This window comes from Protofrankia sp. CiP1_Cm_nod4 (assembly GCF_982290645.1).
Window position 1 is genome coordinate 1 of sequence record NZ_CEVIVC010000138.1, and the last position, 6024, is coordinate 6024.

Here is a 6024-nt window from a genome sequence, read left to right on the forward strand (position 1 = left end):
GGGCCCACTCGTTCTACTTGACATAATGTCGATTATCGGCGCTACGGTGCCGTGCGGGGGAGGGGCGGCGGCGGGCGGAGCGGCACGGGGTGCGCGTCCGCCGCGCCGGCGCCTACGTCCGTCGGGTTCTCCCGGATGCTCCTATGGATGTCAGGCGGGGTTCTCCGGCGTTGGCTCGAGGTCGAGCGCGAGCGAGTTCATGCAGTAGCGCTGGCCGGTCGGCGCCGGGCCGTCGTCGAAAACGTGTCCGAGATGTGACCCACAGCGACGGCATCGGACCTCGGTGCGGGTCATGCCGTGGGAGTGGTCCTCGACCAGTTCCACCGCGTCCGCCACCTTGGGCTCGTAGAAGCTCGGCCAGCCTGATCCGGAGTCGTACTTGGTGGACGAGTCGAACAATGTGTTCCCGCATGCCCCGCAGCGGTAGACGCCGGTTTCCTTGCTGTATGTGTAGGCGCCGCTGAAGGGTGGTTCGGTGGCGGCGTTGCGCAGGATGGCGTACCGCTCCGCAGGGAGTTCCTTGCGCCACTCCTCCTCGGTCTTGACGACCTGGTGTGTTGCCACGGTGACCTCCTTGTCGTCGCTCATGCCAGGCCACTCCCCTCTTCTGCTGGTGTGGGACGTTTCACGCGGCGGATTCGTTCCCCGAGGGCTGTCGCCCGGCGGTCCGCCGGGTCCGCGCCGGCGGGGGGACGGGTGGTGAGCAGGCCCGCCTGGACGGCGCTGGTGGCGGCGGTCAGTGCCGCCGCCACGGCCGGTGCCCAGGCGATGTCCCGGCGGGCGCCGGCGTTGAGCAGCACGGCCGCGTCGGCCGTGTCGATCAGCGCGCCCGCCCGCAGCCAGCCGCGTGTCGGTGGGCCGTCGCGCCGCAGCAGGGACGTGAGCAGGCCGGCGCCGACGGCGATGTCGCGGGCGGCGGCGAGCCGGGTGATCCACGCCGTCCGTTCGGCGGTGACCCGGTCCACGCCGGCGAGGCGCGCGAATCTGGCGGGACGTGTCAGCAGTCCGACACCAAGCGCGCAGCGGGCCGTCCCGAGAAGAGCCGCTTGCTGACTGTACGTAAGAGAAGATGGCTTAATCATGATCATCTTTATACCTTATGTGAGCGCGATCTCGTTGCCGGCCTTGTCCCCAAGGGAACGTCCCACAGATCCCGGGCGTTGATGAGTCTGAGTTCCTCACTGGTATCGACGCTCGGGAGGGTTTTCATGGGCGAGCGCATCCTGCGAGGCAGCCGTCTAGGTGCAGTCTCCTACGAGACGGACCGCAGCACCGAACTCGCGCCCCGCCAGACCGCGTCCTACGACTGCCCGAACGGCCACCAGTTCACCATGCCTTTCGCTGCCGAGGCCGAGGTCCCGGCAGTCTGGGAGTGCCGTGTCTGTGGTGCCGGATCGGTCATCGTCGACGGCGAGGTCCCGGAGCCGAAGAAGAGCAAGCCCCCGCGCACGCACTGGGACATGCTGATGGAGCGGCGTACCACCGACGACCTTGAAGAGGTACTGGCTGAGCGGCTCGCGGTCCTGCGGGGCACCGGGCAGGACCGGCGCTCCGCCTGACACGTCTGCCGTAGCGACACCCACGCGTGTGGCCCGTCCGGAGATCGTCCGGGCGGGCCACACGCGTGTCGCCCCGCTCTCATGCCGAGGCACCTGTCGTCGACCGTTCCTGGTCCTGGTGTTCCTCGGCGCTCTCCCGGGCCGCGGGCAGCGGTAGCGGGCCGGTGTCCCCGCCAGGGTGCGCGGCCTGTCCGTCCCGGCTGCCCTGGCTGTCCTGTCCGTCCCGGCCCACCGTGGCCTCGCTCCCGCCGTTCTGCCGCCGGGCAGCGCTGCGTCCGCCGGCCGCGGCCGGCCGGTCGCGCAGGGAGCGCACCGCCCACCAGGTCACCCGCCACAGCGCCTCCCCCACGACGGCCCGGTTCATCTTCGACTGTCCGCGTTCGCGCTGGACGAAGGTGATCGGGACCTCGCGGAGCCGGAACCCCGACCGCCACGCCTGCCAGGCCAGGTCGACCTGGAAGCAGTACCCCTGCGACGCGACCCGGTCGAGATCGCGGCTGCGCAGGACCTCGGCCCGGTAGGCCCGGAAGCCCGCGGTCGCGTCGGCCAGCGGCATGCCGAGGGCGGTCCGCACGTACGCGTTGGCGCCGCGGGAGAGCAGCAGCCGGGACCGCGGCCAGTTGCGCACCTCTCCCCCGGGCACCCAGCGTGAGCCGATGACCAGGTCGGTTTCCCGCAGGGCGGTGAGCAGGCGGGGCAGTTCCTCCGGCTGGTGCGAGCCGTCGGCGTCCATCTCGACCAGGATGCCGTAGCCGCGGCCCAGCCCCCAGGTGAAGCCGGCCACGTAGGCCGCGCCCAGCCCCTCCTTGGCCGGCCGGTGCAGGACGTGGACGCGCGGGTCGGCGCTGGCGAGCTCGTCGGCGAGCTGGCCGGTGCCGTCCGGGCTCGCGTCGTCGATGACCAGCACGTCCACGTCCGGATTGGCCGTCCGGAGCCGGTTGACCGTGTCCTGAAGGTTCTCCCGCTCGTTGTAGGTGGGAACACACACGAGAACGCGCTCGCCGTCCACGCGGCTCCTTTCGGTGTCGCCAGCGCTGTCGTCGGCGGGGCCGCCGCCCGCCTGCCCGTACTGTTCCCGCCGGTGTCCGGCGATCCGGCCGGGCCCGGCGGCCTGTCGGGGCGGCGTCCGTCCAGCCCGTAGGCCGAACGCTACAGCGGCCACTCCGATCATCACCAGGAGCGTCTCCGGGAGGCTACCGAGCCGGTCCGCGACCGTACGCCCGGTACGCAGCGGCAGCGCGGCGGTCAGGACGGCCGCCTGGTACAGCCCGGACCGCGCGAGGATCCGGCCGTCGGGCATGACCATCGCGCTCTGGCCGCTGGTGGACGCCTGGACCGCGGCCCGCCCGTGTTCGACCGCGCGCAGCCGGGTCATGGCCAGCTGCTGCTCGCTTTCGCCCCGGCGTCCGAACGAGGCGTTGTTGGTCTGCACGACCAGCAGCCGCGCGCCGGCGTCGACGGTGGCGCGCACGAGGCCGTCGTAGGCCACCTCGAAGCAGATGACGTCACCGATGGTGATCCCGCGGATGGTCAGGGCCCCGGTCGTGGTGCCGTGGACGAAGTCGTTGGGCATCTCGGTGGCGAACCGGCTGACCAGCTTCTCCAGGACGGCCCGGCCCGGCAGGTACTCGGCGAACGGCACCGGGTGCTGCTTGACGTACATCTGCCCGGTCCAGCCGGTGTCGTCCCACACCAGGGCGGCGTTGCGCACCTTGCGCGGGCCCGGCCCGTCGAGGACCGCGCCGACGAGGACGGGAGCGCCCGCCGCCCGCGCGGCCCGGTCCAGCAGGGCGGCGGCGCGGGGGTCGGCGAGCGGGTCGACGTCCGAGGCGTTCTCCGGCCACAGGACCAGATCGGGCTGTGGGACCCGGCCCGCCGCCACGTCCGCGGCGAGCTGTTCGGTCCGCGTGACGTGGTTGGTGGTGACCTGGAACATGCGGCCGAGTGCCTCCAGCCCACCGGCCCGCGGGACGTTGCCCTGCACCGCGGCGACGTTCGCCGTGCCGGCCTGCGCCGCGGTCGGCAGCGGTACCGCCAGGCCCAGCAGGGTCACGGCGGCGGCCGCGGCCAGCGGGCGGGCTGTCGCCACGGCCGTCCGCGCCCGGCGGCCCCGGCCGCCCGTCCTGGCGTCCGTCCTGGCGTCCGCGCTGGTGTCCGTCCCGTTGTCCGGCCCGGACGGGCGGGCGGATCCGGTGGCGCCCGTGGCCGGCGCGGCCGCGCGGATGACGGCCGCGGCCAGCAGCGCGCCGGTGCCGGCGGCCGCGGCGGTCACCAGCGGTGTGCCGCCGAGTGCCGCGAGCGGTGCCAGCGGCGCGTCCGCCTGGCTGAAGGCCAGCTTCCCCCACGGGAAGCCGCCGAAGGGCGCCCGCGCGCGTACCGCCTCCTGTACGGCCCACACCGCGGCCACCCACAGCGGCCATCCACGCATCCGCGTCACCGCGGTGCTCGCGGGGGCGACCAGCGCGAGCAGGGCCGCCTCGCCGGCCGAGAGCGCCACCCAGCCGTCGATGCCGACGAACATCACGAAACGCAGCATCGCCAGCATGAAGCCGAGACCGAACAGCATGCCGAGGGCGAACGACCAGCGCAGGCGCACACCGCGCACGGCCAGGGTGAGGGCCGCGACCGCGACCGGCGCCAGCGGCCAGATCCCGGTGGGCGGGAACGCCAGGTACAGCAGCACGCCGGCGGTGGCCGCCACCAGCGGCCGGGTCAGCCGGCGGGCCAGGCGCCGAACCAGCCGCTGGGGCGGCCGTTGGGATGACGGGGCATCCGCGTCCGCCCCGGACGTGTCGTCCGCGCAGGTCACGGCACCGCGGCTCGTGCCGCGGCCCGCGCTCGGCATGTCCTGGGCTGCCACACTTCCAGTGTCGGCCACCGGCTGGGCCGCCATCGACCGGGTCGGCGAAACATCCGCCTCCCGGGCCCGGGAGGCCGCCGCGGCTCAGGCCCGGACCGGAGACGACGCCAGGACCCTGTGGTGACACATCCTGTCATGATCATGGGGGCAAGTGTGGAACGAGTACGGAAACGGCTGCTAAGGCGACCGTTCGTCCTCTCGTTCCCCCGGATGGGGACCCATGATGCGCACGGTTCCCGGCGGGTGTCGGTGTTGCCTGGTTGGCATCTCAGCCCCGGGCGGGCCGTTCGGGGCCGTGCGCGGCAGGCGGTGCAGCGGCCTTGTCCCGGTGGTCGGCGAGCGGGAGCAGCGCCACGCCAATGATGATCAGGGCCAGGGAGCCCGTCTTGAGCCAGTTGGCGCGCTCCGTGCCCAGAGCGATGCCGATGACGGCGACCGCGGTGGTCCCCAGCGCCCCGAAGGCGGCGTACGACACGCTCGGGCCCAGCCTCGTGAGCGCGACACCGAAGAGGTAGGTGGTCAGGAGGAACCCGAGGACGGCGAGGACCGAGGGGACCATGTTGCGGAAGCCGTGGGAGGCGGCGAGGGCGTAGGTGGCTGCCACGTCGCAGGCGATCGCGGCCACCAGAGCCAGCCAGCTCATCAGGGTCCTTCGGGAGGGATCGGCCGGCTGCCGGTGGCCGGCGGCCGGGCGGTGGGCGACATCGGTGGCGGTCATTCCTTCCCTCTTCCCGGGCCTCTTGCTTCCCGGGCCTGGTGGCTGCTTCCCGGCGGCTGCCCGGCTGCCTCCCGGTAGCAGGGCTCCCGGTGGCAGGCTCCCGGTGGCACGGCCGGCTCGTGGCCCGTGCCGCGGTCAGGGCTCGCCCCGGGTCCCGTACGGAACCGCAGCCGATAATACTACACGCAGTACTTGGACAAGTACGCTATGCGTCCCCGGCCGGCGTGCCGGTGTCGCGGGGCGGTCGCGGGACGCTGTAGGTGATTTTTGTGTACTGATTGTCTAATAGTTGATATATCTACTGTGAAGTCTGTGCGTTGTGAAAAAGTTCGAAAAAGATCGATGACAGTCCGGCGTCCGCGGCCCGAGGCATCCCGAGGGGCCCGGATAAAAACAATTAACGCGCAATTCGCGCTGTGTGGTCATCCGCGGCCATGGCGCGACCATGCACACGTCATGCCTGACTGACGCGCCGCCGCGGCGGCGAGAGCGCGCCGCGTCCGGGGAACCGAGAAGAACGGGAGACGGATCCGCGGAGAACGTGTGGTTGACAGCGACCGAGTAACGACCGGTACCGTTCATCCTGTCCACTCATCAGACGGCTGCGGGAGTGCCTTCCCTGACAACTGGACCGGCCGGCGGCCAGCGGGCGGTCACACGTCCCTGATCGCCTGCTACCAGGCCCGGTCAGCGGCGGGGTTCGGACAGGAAGTTTCTCGTCGCTGGCGAAGGGGGGCTGCAGGACAGCCCGGAGGGTCCCAGATCGTCCCCTAGACAACGATGTCGCGTCCGCATCCGGCGGTGCACGATATCGGTCCGAAGGGCGGTCCGGGACCCTTTCTCGTGTCCTCTTCCTGCCAGGGGCGCTGTCTCTTCCTGCCAGGGGC

Annotated in this window: 5 protein-coding genes; 1 reads left to right on the plus strand and 4 read right to left on the minus strand. The window is 72.0% G+C overall.

Annotation, left to right across the window (positions count from 1 at the left end):
- Positions 1-150: 150 nt before the first annotated feature.
- Both msrB and AC5LSR_RS19815 read right to left on the minus strand, forming a co-directional pair.
- Positions 151-588, minus strand: a complete 438-nt coding sequence (gene msrB / locus AC5LSR_RS19810) for a peptide-methionine (R)-S-oxide reductase MsrB (RefSeq protein ID WP_250280435.1) — start codon at positions 586-588, stop codon at positions 151-153.
- The gene (locus AC5LSR_RS19815) at positions 585-1088 is read right to left on the minus strand and encodes a DUF4267 domain-containing protein (protein WP_250280433.1); all 504 of its coding nucleotides are present in this window, start codon (positions 1086-1088) and stop codon (positions 585-587) included. Before AC5LSR_RS19815 ends, msrB begins: the two co-directional genes overlap by 4 nt.
- 120 nt (positions 1089-1208) lie before the next feature.
- Here AC5LSR_RS19815 and AC5LSR_RS19820 point away from each other — a divergent pair, with 120 nt between their 5' ends.
- The gene (locus AC5LSR_RS19820; RefSeq protein ID WP_013873689.1) at positions 1209-1559 is read left to right on the plus strand and encodes an RNA polymerase-binding protein RbpA; all 351 of its coding nucleotides are present in this window, start codon (positions 1209-1211) and stop codon (positions 1557-1559) included.
- A gap of 79 nt (positions 1560-1638) precedes the next feature.
- On the opposite strand, the gene lnt is transcribed toward AC5LSR_RS19820, so the two are convergent.
- Together lnt and AC5LSR_RS19830 are read right to left on the minus strand one after the other, a co-directional pair.
- A complete protein-coding gene (lnt, locus tag AC5LSR_RS19825) occupies positions 1639-4404 on the minus strand; it encodes an apolipoprotein N-acyltransferase (RefSeq protein WP_493465287.1) in 2766 nt (921 codons plus the stop codon).
- Positions 4405-4687: 283 nt separating this feature from the next.
- Complete coding sequence (locus tag AC5LSR_RS19830) at positions 4688-5062, minus strand: DMT family transporter (RefSeq protein ID WP_493465288.1); 375 nt, start codon at positions 5060-5062, stop codon at positions 4688-4690.
- Between the last annotated feature and the right edge of the window lie 962 nt (positions 5063-6024).

Bases quoted from the DNA above. Each gene is read 5' to 3' on its own strand.
- AC5LSR_RS19830 (WP_493465288.1), bottom strand. From the start codon at position 5,062: ATGAGCTGGCTGGCTCTGGTGGCCGCGATCGCCTGCGACGTGGCAGCC.
- msrB (WP_250280435.1), bottom strand. From the start codon at position 588: ATGAGCGACGACAAGGAGGTCACCGTGGCAACACACCAGGTCGTCAAG.
- AC5LSR_RS19820 (WP_013873689.1), top strand. From the start codon at position 1,209: ATGGGCGAGCGCATCCTGCGAGGCAGCCGTCTAGGTGCAGTCTCCTAC.
- AC5LSR_RS19815 (WP_250280433.1), bottom strand. From the start codon at position 1,088: ATGATCATGATTAAGCCATCTTCTCTTACGTACAGTCAGCAAGCGGCT.
- lnt (WP_493465287.1), bottom strand. From the start codon at position 4,404: ATGCCGAGCGCGGGCCGCGGCACGAGCCGCGGTGCCGTGACCTGCGCG.